The following is an 18150-nucleotide window of genomic DNA, read 5'->3' on the forward strand; positions in this document are numbered from 1 at the left end:
CTCAGGATTGCACCATGACCGCTTACTACTACCTGGCTATCGCTATCTGCGCTGAAGTCATTGCCACTGTTTCGATGAAAGCGGTCAAAGGGTTCAGTACGCCATTGCCACTCATTCTGGTGATTGTGGGCTACGCCACCGCGTTCTGGATGTTGACCCTGGTGGTGCGCACCATCCCCGTGGGCGTTGCTTATGCCGTGTGGGCGGGCATGGGCATTGTGATGGTGAGCGTTGCCGCCTTGTTTATCTACGGGCAAAAACTCGACCTGCCGGCCATGCTCGGCATGGGCCTGATTGTGCTGGGCGTGGTGGTGATTCAACTGTTTTCCAAAACGGCAGGGCATTAAAGCTTTGCCACTGTAGCCCCTCTTTTCTGGGCACCTCAAAGGCAGAGTCGGGATCAGGCTGTATACTCCCAGCCTTGTCTTTCAACGCTGAGGTCGCCCATGGCATCTGTAATTTCCACCGACGTGCTGATTGTCGGCGCTGGCGTCGCTGGCCTCTGGCTCAATGCCCGCCTGCGTCGTCAGGGTTTTTCCACGGTGCTGGTTGAAAACCATTCGCTGGGTGGCGCACAGACCCTGAAGTCTCAGGGCATTATTCATGGCGGCGCCAAATACGCGCTGCACGGCGCGCTGACCGGCGCTTCCGAAGCCATTGCCGATATGCCGCGCCGCTGGCGCGAGGCCCTTGCCGGTGACGGCGAGTTGGACTTGAGCGGCGTGCGCCTGCTCTCCGAAGCCCATTACCTGTGGTCCCCCGGCACGTTGGCAGGCAACCTGACCAGCTTTTTTGCGAGCAAGGCCGTGCGCGGCCGGGTTGATCAGGTCAAGGGCGATCAATTGCCGCCTGCCCTGCAAAACCCGCGTTTCAAGGGCAAGGTGTATCGCTTGGCCGAGCTGGTGGTGGATGTGCCCAGCCTGGTCGAGCGCCTGGCCGAACTGGCCGGTGACAGCCTGCTGGCAGGGCAAAAGGTCGAGCCGCTGTTTGAGAATGAGCGCCTGATCGGCCTGCGGGTCGACGGCCTGGATATCCTCGCGCAACGCATCGTGCTCAGCGCCGGGCAAGGCAATGCCGAGCTGCTGGCCAGCCTTGAAATCAACGTCCCTGCCCAGCAACTGCGCCCGCTGCACATGGTGATGGTCAAAGGCCCGAGCCTTAAACCGCTGTATGCCCATTGCCTGGGCGGTGGCCCCAAGCCGCGCATCACCGTGACCACTCACCCGGCCGCCAACGGCGAATGGGTCTGGTATGTGGGCGGTGACATTGCCGAAGCCGAGGGCGTGGCCCGCACCCCGGACGAACAAATCGCCGCCGCCAAAAAAGAGCTGACCAGCCTGCTGCCATGGGTCGATCTGAGCCAGGCGCAATGGGCCACCCTGCGGGTCGACCGCGCTGAACCGGCGCAGTCGGGTCTGGTCCGCCCGGATAACGCGTTCCTCGCCGATACGGGCCGTTTGCTGGTGGGCTGGCCGACCAAGCTGGCGCTGGCGCCGGACTTCTCGGACCGGGTCATCCACGCGCTTGAGCAAGACGGGATCAAACCCGGCAATGTGCCTGCGCTGCCTGACTTCCCTCGCCCGCCACTGGGCAAAACCGCTTGGGAGCAACTGCTGCCATGAGCCAGGCGACCCTGCACGATTTTCTGCGCCCGCTGGGCAGCACCGGCCTGCACGTGTCGCCGCTGGGCCTTGGCACCGTCAAGCTGGGCCGCGACCAAGGGGTGAAGTACCCCAACGGTTTTCAGATCCCGGATGACCAGGAAGCCAAGATGCTGCTCAAGCTGAGCCGCGACCTGGGCATCAACCTGATCGACACCGCGCCCGCCTATGGGCGCAGTGAAGAACGCTTGGGCCCGCTGCTGCGCGGCCAGCGCCAGGACTGGGTGATTGTCAGCAAGGTCGGCGAAGAGTTCGACAACGGTGAGTCACGCCACGACTTCAGCGCCAAACACACCCGCCGCTCGGTTGAACGCAGCCTGCAACGTCTGAAAACGGATTTTATCGACCTGGTGCTGGTGCACTCGGACGGCAACGACCTCGCGATCCTCAACGACAGCAAGGTGTACGCCACCCTCGCCGAGCTGAAGCGCGAGGGCAAGATCCGTGGTTTCGGCTTTTCTGGCAAAACCGTCGAAGGCGGCCTTAAGGCCCTGGAAAACGGCGACTGCGCCATGGTCACCTACAACCTCAATGAGCAAGCCGAGAAGGCGGTAATCGATTACGCCGCTGCCCATGGCAAAGCCATTCTGGTGAAAAAGGCCCTGGCCAGCGGCCATGTGTGCCTCAAACCCGGCATCGACCCGGTGCGCGCCAGCTTCGAACTGGTGTTTGGCCATCACGGGGTTGCCAGTGCTATTGTCGGCACTATCAATCCGCTGCACTTGGCCCATAACGTGGCAATGGTTGCGCAGGTTCTGCGTAACGCCTAAAGCCGCCGATTCGGCCGACCCCGACGCAAGAAGGAGCCGACATGCCGCGAATGCTCATCCGCAAGAACCCCAGCGACTTCAAAACCCTGCCGTTGCTTGTCGAAGCCACGGCAGAAGGCTTGAGTTACCAAAGTGTCGGCATGCCGCTCAACTTCGCGCAAACCCTGAGCAAACGCCGCCCGGTCAGCGTTGCCGACACCGAACGCTTCACGCTGGAGTTGGCCAACCTCGGCGTGTCGGTGCGTTTGACCTTGCATTGGCAGGGCCGCGATTACTGGGTGCTGGTGCGCCAGCGCCGTCAGGACCGGGGTGACGTAGTGCTCAAGCTGATCTCCGGCTACGTACCGGCCCATGAGGTCAACTTGCCGTTGCACACGGCGGTTCAGGAAGTGGCCGAAGAATGCCTGCTGGAAACCCCAGAAGGCTGGCTCAGCGGGCGTTTCAACGACATCTGGCTGCCAGCGCCCTACGCCAGCGCGCTGCATTACCGTGAAGCGCTGTCGTTTCGTCTGACGCCGTTTTCCGGTGCGGCGCGCCCGGTGCGCTGCGCCAACCAGCCGTTGCTTGAGCGCCCGCGGGCGTATGTGCACTTGCCCACCGCCTCCTTACAACTGATTTACGACCTGCGCCTTGAAGTGCCCAAAGAAGCCAAGTCACTGAGCCTGTTTCATGTTGATGAGCGGCTGGAGGGGGACCAACTGGTCGCCCGCCTCAACCGCAAGCGTCCGGACCTGTACCTGATGCCGCTGACCGACGGCCAGCCGTGCGCCGAGCTGTACACCTTGCACAAGGATCAACTGAAACCGGCCAGCACCCGAGGCGTGTACCTGGCGGAGAGTTTTGCGCCGCAAGAGGGCTGGGTGGTGAGCGAAGAACGCATTCGCTGGAAAGACTGGCTCAAGCAGCAAGGTTTGAGCGCACCTGACAAAGAGTCGCGGCTCAAACGCCTGACAGGCAAGGCGCGGCAGATGTTCAGGAAGGTCGTAAAGACCGGATAGCCCAACACGCCTGTAGGAGCGAGCTTGCCTCGCGATCTTTCAAGATCAAAAGATCGCGAGGCAAGCTCGCTCCTACAGAGGATTGCGTTGTTACTGCCCGCGTATTTTCTCGACGATGGCCGTGGTCGAGCTGTTTTCTACCAGCCCCAGCACTTTCACTGTCCCGCCGTACGCGCTCACGATGTCAGCACCGACCACTTGGTCGATCCCGTAATCGCCGCCTTTAACCAGTACATCCGGCTTGACTTGGGCCAGCAGGTTTTCCGGAGTGCCTTCAGGGAAGCTGATCACCCAGTCCACCGCGCCCAGACCCGCCAGTACCGCCATGCGCCGGTCAACGCTGTTGATCGGGCGACCCGGGCCTTTGAGGCGGCTCACGGAGGCGTCGTCGTTTACGGCAACGATCAAACGATCACCTTGCGCCCGAGCCTGCTCCAGATAGGTCACATGCCCGGCGTGCAGGATGTCGAAGCACCCATTAGTGAAAACGATTTTCTCGTTGTGCGCCCGCGCATCGTCGATGGCCAGCAGCAGTTGCTCGAAGCTCAGCACGCCACGCTCGGAACCTTCCGAACGCTGAATGGCGCGACGCAGTTCCGGAGCGCTGATGGCCGCCGTACCCAGCTTGCCCACCACGATACCCGCCGCCAGATTGGCCAGGGCCACGGCGTGGGGCAGCTCTTCACCAGCAGCAATGGCAGCCGCCAGGGTCGAGATAACCGTGTCACCGGCACCGGTCACGTCAAACACTTCACGGGCGCGTGCCGGCAAGTGCATGGCGGCAAAGCCCGGACGCAACAAGGTCATGCCGTGCTCGCCACGGGTGACCAGCAAGGCACCCAGCTCCAGATCGGCCATCAGCTTGGCGCCTTTGGCCACCAGGTCGGCCTCGTCGATACAGCCACCGACGATGGTTTCGAACTCGCTGAGGTTCGGCGTGATCAGGCTTGCACCCCGATAAATCGAGAAGTCTTTGCCTTTAGGATCAGCCAGCACCGGAATGCCACGGGCACGGGCGGCCTGGATGAGTACCTGGTGGTTTTTCAACGCGCCTTTGCCGTAGTCAGACAGCACCAGCACTTTAATACCGTCGAGCAGGCGCTCGACTTCAGCGCCCAACGCCAGGGCGTCAGTCGCAAACGGTTCTTCAAAGTCGATACGCAGCAGTTGCTGGTGACGGCTCATAACCCGCAGTTTAACGATGGTCGGCTGGTGCTCAATGCGCTGGAACAAGGCGCGAACGCCTGCGCCTTCAAGGCTGTTGGCCAGGCTGTCGGCAGCTTCATCGTTGCCGGTCACGCCGACCAGCGAGGCCGGTGCGCCCAGGGCAGCAATGTTCAAGGCAACGTTGGCAGCACCACCCGGACGGTCTTCAATTTGCTCGACCTTGACCACCGGCACGGGCGCCTCAGGGGAAATCCGTGAGGTTCCGCCATGCCAGTAACGGTCGAGCATGACATCGCCTACCACCAAGACAGGGGCTTGATCGAATCGCGGCATGGACAACTTCATGGAGGACCCACATACAAAATGAACAGGGGCGCGATATTAACACAGGGTGAACGCAGGTCAGTTCACGGTGTTAATCGCAGGGAAAATGCGCCGACGGGAGCAGGCGTACCTGCCCCCGTCGGTGTTCAGGTGATGTCGCCAGACGCCAGCGGCGCATCCAGGCCCATCGAGTGCAGACGGGCGTAATAGCCGTTCTGCGCCAACAACTCGCCGTGAGTACCGCGCTCGACGATCTGGCCCTGATCCATCACCAGGATCAAGTCCGCTTTTTCGATGGTCGAAAGGCGGTGCGCAATCACCAGCGTGGTACGCCCTTGCATCACGTGGTCCAGTGCCGCCTGAATATGGCGCTCAGACTCGGTATCGAGTGCTGAGGTGGCCTCATCGAGGATCAACAGTGGCGAATTTTTGAGCAAGGCGCGGGCAATCGCCAGACGCTGACGCTGACCGCCCGACAACAGCACGCCGTTCTCACCCACCGGCGTGTCCAGGCCTTTGGGCAACTGCTCGATAAAGTCCATCGCGTAGGCATCACGCGCGGCCTTCTCGATGTCGGCTCGTGGCGCACCGGCCAGGTCGCCGTAGGCAATGTTGTTGGCCACGGTGTCGCTGAACAGGGTGACGTTCTGGGTCACTTGCGCGATATGACGGCGCAGGTTGAGCAAGCGATAGTCTTCTACCTCCACGCCATCGAGCAGGATCTCGCCCGAGGTATGGTGATAAAAACGCGGGATCAGGTTGGCCAGCGTTGACTTGCCGCTGCCCGAACGCCCGACCAGTGCCACCATCTGCCCCGGCTCAGCCGTGAACGACACGTCTTTAAGCACCTGGCGCTCAGTGTCGGGGTAGGTGAAGTTGAGGTTGCGCACCTCAAGACGGCCACTCACGTGGTCCAGCTCAACGGTGCCGGTGTCGACTTCCGGTTTTTCGTCCAGTTGCTCAAAGATGCTTTCAGCACCGGCGACACCCTTCTGGATGGTCGAGCTGACTTCAGACAACTGACGGATCGGCTTGGGCAGCAGGCCGGCCAGGGTGATGTAAGCGATCATGTCGCCCGCCGAGGCATCGCCGCGCATGTACAGCACCAGGAACATCAAAATGCCCATGGCGATGTAGATGACCAATTGCAGCATCGGGGTGTAGATCGCCCCGGTGCGGGTCATGCGCAGTTGTTTGTCGGTGTTGCTCTGGCTGGCCTTGAGGAAACGCTCGCGCTCGTATTTTTCGCCGCCAAAGCTGCGAACCACACGGTAACCCTGGATGGTTTCGGACGCCACGTGGGTCACGTCGCCCATCGCCACCTGGATTTTCTTGCTTTGCTTGCGGAATTTTTTGCTGGCCGAACTCACCATGACCGCAATCAGCGGCAGGATCGCCACCATCACCAGCGTCAGGCGCCAGTTCATCCACAGCAATGACGCAAACAGGAACACCACGGTCATGCCTTCACGAATCACCACCTTGATTGCATCGGTGGCAGCACCGGTGACCATGGTGACGTTGAAGGTGATGCGCGAGATCAAATGCCCCGAGTTGTGCTTGTCGAAATAGCGGTTAGGCAACACCAGCAGGTTGTTGAACAGCTGCACCCGCAGGTCGTGCACCAAGCCCAGCGACACCTTGGCCAGGAAGTAGTTACCCAAGAAAGAGCCCAGCCCTTGCCAGGCCGCGATCAATACGATCAACAGCGGCACGGTCTGCAGCAGGCGCATGTCACGCAGGTAAGGCACGTTCGGAAACAGCACGGCATCCGGGTTGGACAAGCCGTCAACGAAATACTTGAGGATGTAACCCAGCATGGGTTGAGTCGAAGCGAAGATAAGGAAGCCAACGATACTCAGCAGGAAAAGGCCGATGTAGGGCTTCACATAACTCAAGAGCCGGAAGTAGATTTTCAGGCTTGAACTCTGTCCTTCTTCGGACGGTGAATCACTCATCGTAGAGCTCACTGATTAAGGAAAACGCGAAATTTTATCACAGGCTTCACCCTGCGCCGTCTTGAACGACAAAAGAGTCGCCACGGCAATGGGCAGCCAGGTGATAAACCATTCGGCACGCGGGGTATCGAGCAAACTGGCCGCGTCAAACTGCATGGCCATTGTCGAAAACACCCACATGCCCACCAATCCCTGGCCCAGCAAAGTCGCGCGAGCGCGCCAGCCATATACCACTACCGAAAACCAGGCGATGCTCCACAGCAGCAAGCCCGGCAAGCCCAAACTGATCGTCACGCTGGTGAACAGGTTGTGCGAATGATCAAACATGATTCCCAGCGCCTGCACACCAAACGGCGCCTCAAGGCCAAGGCCGAGCCATGGGTGCGCCTTGATCATCTGCACGCTGGACATAAACAGCTCGGGCCGATAGGACGAGCCGCGCGACATCATCTGCGCCTGCATGCACCAAAACACGATCCCGGCGCCAATCAGCCCGGCCACCGAGATGACCACGGTCTGACGATTGCAACGCCAGATCGGCATGGCCAGCACCGTAACCAATAGCGCCACTGCCGCGCCGCGGCTCTGGGTAAACACCACAAAGGCGCCCAACAACGCCAGTGCAATCCACCACAGGGCTTGCATCCCACGCTCGCGCGGCATCCAGTGCAACATCCAGACACCGGCGATACCCACTGCATAAGCGCCCAAAATAGGGTGAGCCAGCTCGCCCAGACCTTCCAGGCGGTCCATCAAGGGCCGAGCGTCAATAAAATAGAAACGCACCATGGCCGCTGCTGCCATGACTGCCAGCCCCAGCCCGCCCCATTGCAGCAGGCGTACAACGCGTTCAGGGCGGCCATTGGCCAGAATCGGCCATGACATCACAAACAGGGCGATGTAGAGCAATTGTTTGGCCTGGCTCAGGGGCTGGCCACTCCAGCTCAAGCTGAGCGTGGCCCAAGCGGCCAAACCGATCAGTGCCAGGCACAGCGCTCTTTGCGCGTGCCAGACCTGCGCCAAAACCGGGCGTGCAGACCAGACCACCAGCAGTGTCGGCAGCCAGACAAACACCACCAGGCCCTGTTGATAGATTTTGTTCGTGGGGGCAAATGCAATGGCCAACATGAACCATAGCACGCCGCAGGTCATGAGGGTCTGAGCCCAACGACTTTCGTACATCATCCCGCTCCTAAATCATCTACCCGGCCAACCTGGCATGGTTAAAGCGCCACTTTTTCGGCATCATTGCGTGTCTGACTGCTCGCAAGGGTTCTACGATGCAATGTTCACGGCTTCCACAAGCCGCTTTAAATCAAATGATTGAAGGCGCCAAAATTCTTGAGGCGGACAGTTATGGTGCAAAAGTCTACCTGCTGCAAGACGGGAATATAGTGAAACTGTTTCGTCGCAAGCGTCTTCTGTCGTCCGCCTTGCTGCGCCCTTATTCCAAACGTTTTATCGATAACGCGGCCCAACTCGAGAAGCTGGGTATCCCCACGCTCAAGGTGCTGGCGTTTTACCGCCTGGATAAACCCGGCATGACCGCGGTGCTGTATCGCCCGCTGCCCGGTGAAACCCTGCGTCAGATCGCTGAAAAAAACGGTTTTGACTGGACAGAAAATCTGCCGAAGCTTATCGAGCTGATTCGCAGATTGCACGCGGCCGGTATTTACTTCCGCTCTCTGCATTTGGGCAACATTGTGGTGACCCCCGACAACGCGTGGGGTTTGATTGATGTCGCCGACATGAGTTTTGTGAGGGCGCCACTGTCCAAAAAGCTGGTTCAGCGCAACCTGCAACACTTTTTGCGCTACATCGAGCGCGAGAGCCTGAGCGATAAATTCCCCGCCCAAGCCCTCAAAGACGCCTTTTTAAAGGCCTGAAAACACCGTGGTGCATGCCTGCCTGAAGCGCAGCCAGGCATGTTCCGGGTCAAGGCTTGCGTGCTGGCGCGCAGCCACTTCTGTTGTCGACAGCTCGTCGCTGGCTTCAATCGCCCGTGCCCATGCCGACTCATCGCCGACCGCCACGTAGTTCCCTGCCTCGCCCAACTGCTCGTAAAACACGGGCAGGTCACTGGCCAGTATCGGCACACCAGCAATGACCGCTTCCTGGACGACCAGCCCCAGGCCTTCTGCCCGCGACGGTATCAGCACCCAGTCAAATGCCCGATACAGGCTGGCCACGTTGTCGACGTAGCCCGGCAGCAAGACCTTACCTTGCAGCCCCAGCGCCTTGACCTGCGCCTCCAGCTCGGCGCGCATGGCGCCTTCGCCGATGATGATCAGCAGTCGATCCGGATGGGTAACGAGGGTTTTGGCAAAGGCGCTGAGCAGGGTGTCAAAGCCCTTGGAGTCCACCAGACGGCCTACAGCACCGAACACTTGATGAGTACCCGCAGGAATGCCCAGTTGCTGGCGCGCCTGGTCACGCGGTAACAATTGCTGCGCGAATGTGTGCGGGTTGAGCATGCTGCTCAGGGTGACCACCGGCAACTTGAGATCGGCCGAAATGGAGTCTGCGAGGGTTTGCGAGACAGCACAGAGTGTCAGTTGCTCGCTGGAAAACTGGCGAAGCAGCCTGACATCTTTGCATTGCAGGCGGGTTGAACCGTGAAACATCACCACCGCCCGTACGTGCGGCAGTTTGTGCAAGGCAGGCAACAGCACCCGAGCCACGCCCAGCCCGTCAATCAGCACCTGCCGGGCGTCATTTTTGAGCAGGGCCTTGCGAAAAAAACAATTACGCCAAGGGCGCGATAACGCCCAGATGCCCCGCCCTTTTAAAAAGCGCGACGACAACTTCAAAGCCTCAACCTGCCCAAGCTCGCGCAGGCAAGCCGGGGCAGAGTGCTGCAACAGCCAGGTCTTTACCGGTGTACCCGGTGATGCCTGAGAGAGGATTTGCTGGTGAACCTTGTGTACAGACGCATAAGGAGAACCGCCTGACCACATCACATTAATGATGCTCATCACACGCTTCCTCGCCGTTCAATCATCACCATTCAAACCTGTACCTGCTAACTGATAAGGACGCCTATTAGCACGCCCACCAACAACGTAACGAACAACTTGATCCGCTCCCGACGGCCGCGTCGCAGCTTGCGCTGACGCTCTTCAGGCACCTCGACATGGTTGCCAAAGCCTGTGTGCAACACCGCGTCAGCTTCAAGGGCCACCGCTTGCAGATTAAGCTCGGCATAGCGCTTGGACAGCGCTTTTTCGCCACCATGACCGCTATAAGGCGCACACAACAAATATTCTTTGTAACGGCGTAATCCAGGATTCAGCGAAAAGCTCTGCCATTCGGGTTTATCCGACAGCACCGGGTAACACGCGACGCCTGCAATCACCTCGCGCTCACCGTAATGTAGGTAAGGGCTGTGAATCCGCAAGTCGTGTGCGTAGCTGCGCAGCCAGACCTGCAAGATCTCTGGTTTGTTCTCCAGAATCGCTCTTGAGTCTTCGACAAAGCCCGGACGATAAAACTCCCAATCGTCTTCACAATGAAAAATGTACGGTGTGCTGACCTTAGAGTAGGCCAGATCGATCGAAGCCAACTGCCCAAGTTTCGGTTTGTTGACGAAAACAGTGCAGTGCTCACGCCAATTGGGCGGAATAGCCTCGCGCACGGCCTCATCACCGGAGTCTTCGGTAATAAAGACTTCACGAATGGGCGCGGTGTTGAACCGGTCAAAGCTTTCGAGCGTCAGCTTGAGCAAGTCAAGACGGCCGCAGCTGGTCACAACCAGGGTGATGTCACTTTCTTGGCAGAACCGCACGGTTCGCCTCCTCTCATTAAATAGTTTCAGTCCTTTGGGTATCACCACGATGGCACCGGGGGATGTCTCAAATCCCCAGTTTCAATCGCACCCGATCGACCCAGGACAAGGGCGGATGCGGACGTAGTGCCGGTTGCAGCTCTTCAACAATGCGCTGGCCAATTCGACCGAAGCTGTACTGCGACACCGCAAGGTCACGACCACGAAGAGCGATATCGGCTGCCAGTTGCGGATCATTACGCAGCTGTTGCAGTTTTTTTTGCAGCTCTGGAATGTCGCGATAAAAAACAATGTTGTGCATGTCGACAAAGCCCAACGCACGGTTTTCGGCTTCACCCTGATCAAACGCCAGCAGCACACAACCGCAGGCCATGGCCTCAAAGTTTTTGATCATGTATTCGCCCATGCCCACGTCCGCGCTGACAAAAAAGCGGATGCGGTTAAGGGTGTCACGGTAGTCATCACCGGACTTGGTGCGCGTCACCACCAGTTGCTCGACGCTGGCCAGCTCGTCGAGCAACGCTTTGCGGCCACTGTAAGCCACGCTGTTGGTGCTGCCAACAAACGCCAACTCAATGTCGCGCTCACGGCCCAAGTCATGCAACAGCGTCTGGTCGTAGCCTTTGGGCACAAATACGGCGTCAAAGCCTTCTTCGCGCAGGCGCTCAGTAACCATAAAACCCGAGGTGATCACCCGGGCCCACGGCAGTTGGCGGTAATGGGCGCTGAATTTACCGGTGTATTTGCACTCGATGTAATTCTGATACGCATCGTGCTCAAGGATCACCAGGTTGGGCACGGTACGGATAAAGCCGACCTGGCGGATTTCTTGTTTAAAACGCAAGAAAAACACAATGCGGTCATAACGCGATACGTCCACTTCACGGCGGAAGTAGCTGCGCAAGTTGCGCTGCTCGTCACTGCTCAGCCAGCGCGTATCGCACTCGCAATGCGCTGCAATGCCGTCATACAAGCGATCCAGAATGGCCCGCTGCTCTTTCTGTACTAGAAATAGAACTCTCATGGGTTTCCTTGCGACGCCTTGAGGCGCCAGAACAGCTCATGCCGTCGAACTGCTTTACGAAAATATTCATTCTCGCCATAAGGCGATGGCCGTCTGCCCGCCAGCAGCGCCTGGATTGACCGGCGCACGCGGCGCTTGAGCGCAGCGCGCGGTTGCAGGTCGTGCATCATGCCCAGCGCCATGGCCTTGTCGCGTTGCTGGGCCAGCGTCAGCGGCAGGCTGCACGGATGCAAGCTGAGCGACGTATCGAACACCGGCGGCAGAGCCACCCCATCACCGCTGTTGCCCATGGGCCAGCGGTCATTGTCATGCAAATGGTTGGCGTAGCCCAAAATCGTCGTCGGTTGCCACTCCAGCCCTTGCAGCGCCTCGAACACCGCCGCTTGCGCGCAGATGTGGTCGGGGTGCGGGTCGAGCGAGGGATGCGGCAGCACCATCACTTCAGGGCGTGCGCGCAGGATCAAGGCACGCAAATCCGCCAGCAGGTTATTCCAGGTCGGCGCGCCATCGCCATCGCCGGGCATCGGAAACGGATTGAGCTGACGAAATAGCCGGATGTCACTCATATCAGCCTCGCGGGACGGCATCGGCTGATCCGGTGCGGCCTGCATGGCCGGCAGTTGCAGGCAGAAGTAGCCCAATTGCGCGCAATGCGCCTCAGGCACACCGGCCCAACGCGGCACCGCCAGGCTGTCCCATGCCCGCAAGCGGCCCTTGAGACGCGCGGCTTCGGCGCGCTCAAGGCCCATCTGCTGATAATGCTCGGCTTCGATTTCACCGGCCGTCAGGGTGACGATCCACGCCTCTTTGGCCTGGCTGTACAGACCAAACGCCGCAAGCTCCGCATCGTCGGCATGGGGCGCAATGACCATGACCCGTTGCTCGCGGTAATCGGGTTGGCGGAACAACCACAACCGGGGCTGGCCCGACACGCGGCAGTGCCGGCCTTTGAGGCGTAACTCGCCACGGGCCAATGCGCCAGCGTGCTCACTCAGGTTCAAATAGCGCAGCCCGTTGACCCCACGCTCGAAGGTTTGCTGATCGGGCTGTTCGCCGCCCAGCAGTTGAATGCTCGGGTCAATAAAACGCCCCAGCCCGCGGCTGCTGACCTTTATGGCCAAAATCAGGGTTTGATTACCGGTCACGCTCAACGGCTGATCGAGCACCAGGCGTTCGCCCTCAAGGCGCACGTCAAGGCACTCGCCGTCCGGGTCGAAGGCGTACTGGTAGTCGTCTTGGGGGGAATAGAACAGATGGTCCGCAAACCAGGCCTCATGGGCCACCCAGCCCAGCACCGCCAATACCGGCGGCAGCCACCAGGCCAGCCAGACACCGCTGACAATCAGCACCAGCAGACCGATCAGCAAGCCAATTCGTTTATTGCGCCGATGGCGCTTGAGGAGTTGCTGTTTGCGGCTCATGGCTCAACTCTTATGTTTGATGCTCTGTAGGAGCTGGCAAAGGCTGCGATCGTTTAAAGATCAAAAGATCGCAGCCTGCGGCAGCTCCTACAAGGTGTGCACTAGACCTTAAACACCGGCACCGGGTTGCACCAACGCTCTTTGTATTCGCGGTCGGCGCGGCCGAACGAGAAACGCAAAGGCTTGTTGACGCTGCGCGCCTGCTCCCAGGCCGATTGGGTATTGAGAAAGCTCAATACGCTACCGGGGCTGAAATCTCGGGTTTGCGGGTCAACGCCGCCGTTGACGTACTCAACGCTGATCCATTGCGGGGATTCAACCCGGTACACCAACTGGATGGCAATAGGCGCGTCGTTAAGGAATATGACCGAACCGATCAACAGCTCACGCAACAGCTCGACCACATCGCACATGCGCTCGGCGCCCGTAGCCACAAAACCCCAGCGGCGCAGGAACAGATCGCAGTAAATGGCTGCCAGTTCAGTGCTGGAAAAGTCCGTCACCGGGCGCACCACACCGCCCGCCTCTTCCAGCAAACGCAGTTCGCGGCGTTGGTTGTAACGGAATTTTTTCGAGAGTTCTTCAGGCGTGCGGGCCATCGCCAGCTGTTCGGTTTGCTGGATCAGCGTACTGAAACGGCCCTCATTGAGCTGCGACAGGTAGCGCCCACGGTGACGCAAGGGCACGTTGGCCCCGTCGGCAGCCGGCAGAATGATCTCGGCATTACCGAGGTCAAACAGGCCTTTTTTGCCGTGGCGCTTGAGCACGTCCTTGGACAAAGCCAGGTCGCGGCCCCAGGTCGGGATCGCAGCTTTCACTTCGCCATTTTGCTCCCAGGCCAGGTAGCGCACCGGGATACCCGCCAACTGAGCCAAACGCTCAACCACCATCGGGTGCGTGGCCACGCTGCCACCAAAGCGTTGCCAGGCCTCTGCGTAAACAGACGCGTCAACAACGCTCCAGCCGCGCTCACGCCAGCCCTGGAAATAATTGAGCATCAGGCCCCCGCAGTCAGGTCGGTGACTTGCGGCAACTGCCAGAACCGGTCATGAACGGCCTGATCGCTGAAGCGCTCATGCAGGCGCGCCAGCATCAGGTCAGCACAGGCATGGCGCTGCTCATCGGTGAGCACCGACAGATGCTTGATACCCTGAGCCAGATGCTCGACATCGCCCAGCGGGAACAAGATCCCTACGCCTTCCACCACTTCCTTGGCGCCGCCACAGGCCGTGGCCAGCAACGGCACGCCAGCGGCCATGGCCTCAAGCAAGACCATGCCAAACGGTTCGTGATCGGAACTGAGGGCAAACACATCAAACGCACGGAAATAACGCCGTGCATCGGGCACCTGGCCCAAAAACTTCACCTGCTCGGCAACACCGAGTTCACGGGCCAGCTCTTTGAGGTCTTGCTCCAGACGGCCTTTGCCCAGAATCACCAGTTGGCTATCTGCGGGCAGGTCTGCCCGTGCCTGCGCGAAACCCTTGATCAGCGTGGCCTGGTCTTTGTCCGGGTGCAGACGCCCGACGTTGCCGACAATAAAACCATCGACCGACAACCCCAGCGCTTCACGCGCCTGGGTGCCGGGCAGTTGGCTGGCTTGTACGGCGTCGATATCGATGCGGTTGTACAGCGTGCTGATACGCCCGGTCGGCCACTTGGGCAGGCATTGGCGCATGTCGTCACGCACCGCATCAGACACCCCGAGCAGGCTCAGGCGCTTACGAAACAGGTTAGCGAACAGTTTGCGGCTGCCGCGCTGGTAGTCGCCAAACGCGTGGTGCACGCCGATCACCGGCAAACCGGTGGCCAACAAGGCGATATAAATCGGCTTGAAGCGGTGGGCGATGCAAAAGCTGAATGCCCGCGAGGCGGCGATTTTACGCAGCTTGGCGATGGCGCCCAGCTTAAGGCCACGAATGGCCTTGGAGCTGAACTCCATAAACAGGACTTCGTCCGACGCGCAGCCAGCGGCGACTTCGGGGTCGGCCGCCCCGGTCAAAAAGACCGTGGTGACCTTGTACCCGCTGCCGGCAAACAGGCTGGCGTACTGGCGCGCGCAGTCCAGAAACGGCCCGTCATAGCCGTGGCAGAACTGCAGCACATGACGCTCAGTCGAGCGATTCATAACGCTCCGCGCCTTCTTTAACGACCAAGATGTCTTCCATGATCAGGTACTGCAGGTCCGAGCCGAAGAACATGTTCAGGGCGTCGGTTGGCGAGCACACCATCGGCTCACCACGGCGGTTGAGCGAGGTGTTCAGCGACACGCCGTTGCCGGTCAGCACTTCAAGGGCCTTCATCATGTCGTAGTAGCGCGGGTTGTATTCGCGCTTGAGCACCTGGGCGCGGGAGGTGCCGTCTTCATGGACCACCTCTGGCACGCGGGTTTTCCACTCTTCAGCCACTTCAAAGGTGAAGGTCATGAACGGTGCCGGGTGATCGACCTTGATCATCTGCGGGCCCACGGTGTCGAGCATCGACGGGCAGAAAGGCCTCCAGCGCTCACGGAACTTGATCTGTTCGTTGATGCGGTCAGCCACGCCTTCGCTGCTCGGGCAACCGATGATCGAACGACCGCCCAAGGCACGCGGGCCAAACTCCATGCGGCCCTGGAACCAGGCTACCGGGTTGCCATCGACCATGATCTTGGCGATTTTCTCAGGCGTGCCTTCGATTTTGCGCCAGGCAGGCTTGCCCGGGTGACGGGCACACGCCGCGATCACGTCTTCGTTGCTGTACGCAGGGCCGAGGTAGACGTGTTCCATCTTCTCGACCGGCACGCCGCGCGCGTGGGACACATAGGCCGCAGCCCCCACCGCCGTACCGGCATCGCCGGACGCAGGCTGGACGAACAGCTCTTTGACTTCCGGGCGGGCAATGATCTTTTGGTTCAGCTTCACGTTCAACGCGCAGCCGCCCGCAAAAGCAATTTTGCCGGTCTCTTTGAGAATGTCGCCCAGGTAGTAGTCGATCATCTGCAGCGCCAGTTTTTCAAACAGCGCTTGCATGCTCGCGGCGTAGTGGATGTACGGCTCGTCGGCGATGTCGCCTTCGCGCTTGGGGCCCAGCCACTCGATCAGTTTTGGCGAGAAGTAGAAGCCTTTGCCCTTCTCTTTGTAGCGGCGCAGGCCGATAACGTTGGCGTATTCGGTGTTGACCACCAACTCGCCGTTTTCAAACGAGGCCAGCCGCGAGAAGTCGTATTTGCTGGCGTCGCCGTACGGCGCCATGCCCATGACCTTGAATTCACCGTCGAGCATCTCGAAACCGAGGAACTCGGTGATCGCGCCGTACAGGCCACCCAGGGAGTCCGGGTCGAAGAATTCTTTGATCTTGGTGATCTTGCCGTTTTCGCCATAACCAAAGAAGGTCGTGGCGTACTCGCCTTTACCATCGATACCCAGAATCGCGGTTTTCTCTTTGAAACCCGAGCAGTGGTAGGCGCTGGAGGCGTGGGCCAAGTGGTGCTCAACCGGCTCGATCTTGATTTTTTTCGGATCAAAACCCAGTTGCTGCAGGCAGAACACAATCTTGTTGCGATAACGCTTGTAGCGACGGTTGCCCATCAGGATCGCATCCAGAGCGCGGTCCGGGGCGTACCAGTAGCGCTTGGCGTAGTGCCAGCGGGCCTTGCCGAACAAGCTGATGGGCGCAAACGGGATCGCCACCACATCAACGTCGGAAGGTTTGATACCCGCTTGCTCAAGGCAAAATTTTGCGGATTCGTAAGGCATGCGGTTCTTTGCATGCTTGTCGCGTACAAAGCGTTCTTCCTCAGCCGCTGCAACCAGCTTGCCGTCAATATAGAGGGCTGCGGAGGGATCATGGCTAAGGGCGCCGGACAGGCCAAGGATCGTCAATGCCACTGGATTAGCCTCTTAAAAATGCAGGCAGGCGGCGGGCGCCTGAAAAAAGGGTGTACTGCGCGCAACGCGCAGAAACAACTAAAGGGCGGGATTATAGCGTAAAGCGCACGGGAATGACCCAGCGCTATTTGCCACGCCCTGGCGCCCGCCTGCCTACCTCAACAAGAGACTGCCTTCACGGCTTTGCTGGAAAATCGTATAGGGCAACGCAACCGTGTCGACCACCGCACACGCCAGCACGTCAAAAAAGAAAATCGGCACAAACCCGCTGGGCACACCGCTGGTGGTGTTGGGCGGCGCATTCAGCACGCACAAATCAAACGCTACGCCACTGTAGACACGGGTCACCGAGTCACAGTAACTGCGCTGCTTTTTAAGGTCCCGGCGGATGCTCTCATCACTGCCGAACAAGGTCTTGACGGACCCACACCCCAACAAAAAGCAAGGCATGACACACAGCAGCACGAACTTGCAGGCCATCGCATTGGCTCCTGAAAAATGACCTCGCAACCTAGCATCCGGCTGCGGCTAATCGCAGGTCATGGCGTCCTAAGTTTTCGTATGAAGCCTCTTACACCGCTAAACTACCCGCCCTCTGCTAGCCTGATACCCGTCGCCCAGACGGGTCGCGTCACACGGAACCCCGATACCGCCCATGAATTTTTTTGCCCCTGCCCGCTTTGCCCTGTTGCTCCCGGGGCTTTGCCTCGCGCCCGCCAGCTTCGCCGAAACCCTGGAACTGGACCCCAGCGTCATTACCGGTTCGCGCAGCGCCAGCCCAAGCTTTGACCTGCCCTACTCGGTCGACAGCATTAACCAGCAGCAGATCAGCGACGGTCAATTGGGCATCAATGCCTCAGAAGTGCTGTCCCGCGTGCCGGGGCTGGTGGTGCAAAACCGGCAAAATTACGCACAGGACCTGCAAATATCGTCCCGTGGGTTTGGTGCTCGCTCGGCCTTTGGCGTGCGCGGCATCAAGCTGATAGCCGACGGCATCCCGGCCAGCACTCCGGACGGTCAGGGCCAGGCCGCGACGTTTAACCTCGACACCGCCGAGCGCATCGAAGTGTTGCGCGGCCCGGCGGCCACGCTGTACGGCAGCAATGCGGGCGGGGTGATTCAAATGTTCTCCCGCGATGGCGAAGGGCCGCCGCGCATCGGCGCCGAAACCTGT

The 18150-nt window shown here is 59.7% G+C and carries 17 protein-coding genes; 6 read left to right on the plus strand and 11 right to left on the minus strand.

Going from position 1 to position 18150, the window contains the following annotated elements; translation table 11 throughout:
* The first annotated feature begins 14 nt into the window (after positions 1-14).
* The 4 genes from GHO41_RS17160 to GHO41_RS17175 all read left to right on the plus strand — a co-directional run bounded on the left by GHO41_RS17160 (position 15) and on the right by GHO41_RS17175 (position 3429).
* Positions 15-347 carry a multidrug efflux SMR transporter gene (locus tag GHO41_RS17160; RefSeq protein ID WP_048366630.1) on the plus strand — a complete coding sequence of 111 codons (333 nt, stop codon included), beginning with the start codon at positions 15-17 and terminating at the stop codon, positions 345-347.
* A gap of 99 nt (positions 348-446) precedes the next feature.
* Entirely contained in the window at positions 447-1622 is a 1176-nt protein-coding gene (locus GHO41_RS17165; RefSeq protein ID WP_048366631.1) for an FAD-binding oxidoreductase, read from the plus strand.
* A complete protein-coding gene (locus GHO41_RS17170; protein WP_153391341.1) occupies positions 1619-2431 on the plus strand; it encodes an aldo/keto reductase in 813 nt (270 codons plus the stop codon). The genes GHO41_RS17165 and GHO41_RS17170 overlap by 4 nt, the downstream gene beginning before the upstream one ends.
* 41 nt (positions 2432-2472) lie before the next feature.
* Positions 2473-3429, plus strand: a complete 957-nt coding sequence (locus tag GHO41_RS17175) for a metal ABC transporter ATPase (protein ID WP_153434205.1) — start codon at positions 2473-2475, stop codon at positions 3427-3429.
* A gap of 90 nt (positions 3430-3519) precedes the next feature.
* Here the strand turns inward: GHO41_RS17175 and hldE are convergent, their stop codons facing one another.
* The 3 genes from hldE to GHO41_RS17190 form a co-directional block, all read right to left on the minus strand.
* A complete protein-coding gene (hldE, locus tag GHO41_RS17180; protein WP_153434206.1) occupies positions 3520-4941 on the minus strand; it encodes a bifunctional D-glycero-beta-D-manno-heptose-7-phosphate kinase/D-glycero-beta-D-manno-heptose 1-phosphate adenylyltransferase HldE in 1422 nt (473 codons plus the stop codon).
* 125 nt (positions 4942-5066) lie between these two features.
* Positions 5067-6878, minus strand: coding sequence for a lipid A export permease/ATP-binding protein MsbA (gene msbA, locus GHO41_RS17185; RefSeq protein WP_153328402.1), 1812 nt, complete (start codon positions 6876-6878; stop codon positions 5067-5069).
* A 15-nt stretch (positions 6879-6893) separates the two neighbouring features.
* Complete coding sequence (locus GHO41_RS17190; RefSeq protein ID WP_153434207.1) at positions 6894-8060, minus strand: O-antigen ligase; 1167 nt, start codon at positions 8058-8060, stop codon at positions 6894-6896.
* 98 nt (positions 8061-8158) lie between these two features.
* Here GHO41_RS17190 and GHO41_RS17195 point away from each other — a divergent pair, with 98 nt between their 5' ends.
* Complete coding sequence (locus tag GHO41_RS17195) at positions 8159-8764, plus strand: lipopolysaccharide kinase InaA family protein (protein ID WP_048385209.1); 606 nt, start codon at positions 8159-8161, stop codon at positions 8762-8764.
* Here the strand turns inward: GHO41_RS17195 and GHO41_RS17200 are convergent.
* The 8 genes from GHO41_RS17200 to GHO41_RS17235 form a co-directional block, all read right to left on the minus strand.
* Complete coding sequence (locus tag GHO41_RS17200) at positions 8753-9853, minus strand: glycosyltransferase (protein WP_153434208.1); 1101 nt, start codon at positions 9851-9853, stop codon at positions 8753-8755. The two genes, GHO41_RS17195 and GHO41_RS17200, sit on opposite strands and share 12 nt — an antisense overlap.
* 47 nt (positions 9854-9900) lie before the next feature.
* Positions 9901-10662, minus strand: a complete 762-nt coding sequence (locus tag GHO41_RS17205; protein WP_048366639.1) for a glycosyltransferase family 2 protein — start codon at positions 10660-10662, stop codon at positions 9901-9903.
* 67 nt (positions 10663-10729) lie between these two features.
* On the minus strand, positions 10730-11686 hold the full coding sequence (locus GHO41_RS17210; RefSeq protein ID WP_048366640.1) for a glycosyltransferase: 957 nt from the start codon (positions 11684-11686) through the stop codon (positions 10730-10732).
* Positions 11683-13107, minus strand: coding sequence for a PIG-L deacetylase family protein (locus tag GHO41_RS17215; protein WP_153434209.1), 1425 nt, complete (start codon positions 13105-13107; stop codon positions 11683-11685). The genes GHO41_RS17210 and GHO41_RS17215 overlap by 4 nt, the downstream gene beginning before the upstream one ends.
* Positions 13108-13208: 101 nt before the next feature.
* Positions 13209-14105, minus strand: coding sequence for an antimicrobial resistance protein Mig-14 (locus tag GHO41_RS17220; RefSeq protein WP_153391331.1), 897 nt, complete (start codon positions 14103-14105; stop codon positions 13209-13211).
* Positions 14105-15235, minus strand: a complete 1131-nt coding sequence (locus tag GHO41_RS17225) for a glycosyltransferase (protein ID WP_048385200.1) — start codon at positions 15233-15235, stop codon at positions 14105-14107. Before GHO41_RS17225 ends, GHO41_RS17220 begins: the two co-directional genes overlap by 1 nt.
* Positions 15219-16976, minus strand: a complete 1758-nt coding sequence (locus GHO41_RS17230) for a carbamoyltransferase (protein WP_048385199.1) — start codon at positions 16974-16976, stop codon at positions 15219-15221. The genes GHO41_RS17225 and GHO41_RS17230 overlap by 17 nt, the downstream gene beginning before the upstream one ends.
* A 153-nt stretch (positions 16977-17129) precedes the next feature.
* Positions 17130-17456 carry a YceK/YidQ family lipoprotein gene (locus GHO41_RS17235; RefSeq protein WP_153434210.1) on the minus strand — a complete coding sequence of 109 codons (327 nt, stop codon included), beginning with the start codon at positions 17454-17456 and terminating at the stop codon, positions 17130-17132.
* 175 nt (positions 17457-17631) lie between these two features.
* On the opposite strand from GHO41_RS17235, the gene GHO41_RS17240 reads away from it, so the two are divergent.
* Positions 17632-18150, plus strand: a 519-nt coding sequence (locus tag GHO41_RS17240) for a Plug domain-containing protein (protein WP_153434211.1), incomplete at its 3' end; no start/stop codon positions are given.

Source organism: Pseudomonas sp. FSL R10-0399, from assembly GCF_009600165.1.
Taxonomy (GTDB): domain Bacteria; phylum Pseudomonadota; class Gammaproteobacteria; order Pseudomonadales; family Pseudomonadaceae; genus Aquipseudomonas; species Aquipseudomonas helleri.